This window comes from Embleya sp. NPDC005575 (assembly GCF_040605455.1).
Taxonomy (GTDB): Bacteria; Actinomycetota; Actinomycetes; order Streptomycetales; family Streptomycetaceae; genus Embleya.
Map to the genome: position 1 here is coordinate 1 of NZ_JBEXCV010000358.1, position 1,267 is coordinate 1,267.

General features: G+C 71.1%; 1 protein-coding gene. It reads left to right on the top strand.

Going from position 1 to position 1,267, the window contains the following annotated elements:
* On the top strand, positions 1 to 1,267 hold a 1,267-nt coding region (locus tag ABZS54_RS43005; protein WP_355548940.1), incomplete at both ends, for an acyltransferase domain-containing protein.

The window sequence follows — 1,267 nt, forward strand, 5'->3', positions numbered from 1 at the left end:
CCGGTGGTGCCGGTGGTGGTGTCGGCGCGGTCGGCGCAGGCGTTGCGGGCTCAGGCGGAGCGGTTGGCGTCCTGGGTGTCCTCGGTGTCCTGGGTGGATGGCGGTGTGTCGCTGTCGGATGTGGGGTTGTCGGCGGCGGTTTCGCGGTCGACGTTCGAGCATCGTGGTGTGGTGGTGGCCGCGGATCGGGACGAACTGGTCGCGGGTTTGCGGGTGTTGGCGGCCGGTGGGGTCGGGGCGGGTGTGGTGTCGGGGGTGGCGGGTGAGGGGCGTACGGCGTTCCTGTTCACCGGTCAGGGTGCGCAGCGGGCCGGGATGGGTCGGGAACTGTACGACGCGTTCCCGGTGTTCGCGTCGGCGTTCGACGACGTCTGCGGCCGGTTCGACGCTTTGTCGTCCCGGTCGTTGAAGGACGTGGTGTTCGGTGGGCGGGGGTTGGACGAGACGGGGTTCACCCAGCCGGCGTTGTTCGCGGTCGAGGTGGCGATGTTTCGTCTCCTCGAATCCTGGGGTGTGCGGCCGGACTTCGTGACCGGGCACTCGATCGGTGAGCTGGCCGCGGCGCATGTGGCCGGGGTCCTGTCCCTCGGCGACGCCTGCCGGGTCGTCGCCGAGCGGGGCCGGTTGATGCAGGCCCTGCCCGCGGGCGGGGCGATGGTCGCCGTCCAGGCGACCGAGGCCGAGGTCGTGGACCTGCTGCGGGGGCAGGAGGCGCGGGTGGGGATCGCCGCGGTGAACGGGCCGTCGTCGGTGGTGATCTCCGGTGTCGAGGACGTCGTCACCGCCGTCGCCGAAACGCTGCGCGAGCGGGGACGCAAGACGCGGCGGCTCACGGTCAGCCACGCCTTCCACTCCCCGCTGATGGACCCGGTCCTCGAAGAGTTCGCCACCGTCGTCAACGGTGCGGTGTTCGCCGACCCCGACATCCCGATGGCCGCGAGCACCGAGGAGGTGCGCTCGGCGCGGTATTGGGTGGAGCACATTCGTGAGCCGGTGCGGTTCGCCGATCACCTCGCCCGGTTGCGGGAGGCGGGGGTGACCAGGTTCGTGGAGATCGGGCCGGACGGTGTACTCACGGCGATGGGCCGGGAGAACGTGGTCGACGCGTCGTTCGTGGCGTTGCAGCGCCGTGGCCGGCCCCAGGTCCGCACCGCGATGACCGCGCTGGCACACCTGCACACCGACGGACACACCGTCGACTGGTCCCGGCTGTTCACCGCAACCACCGCGACCCTGATCGACCTGCCCACCTACCCCTTCCAACACC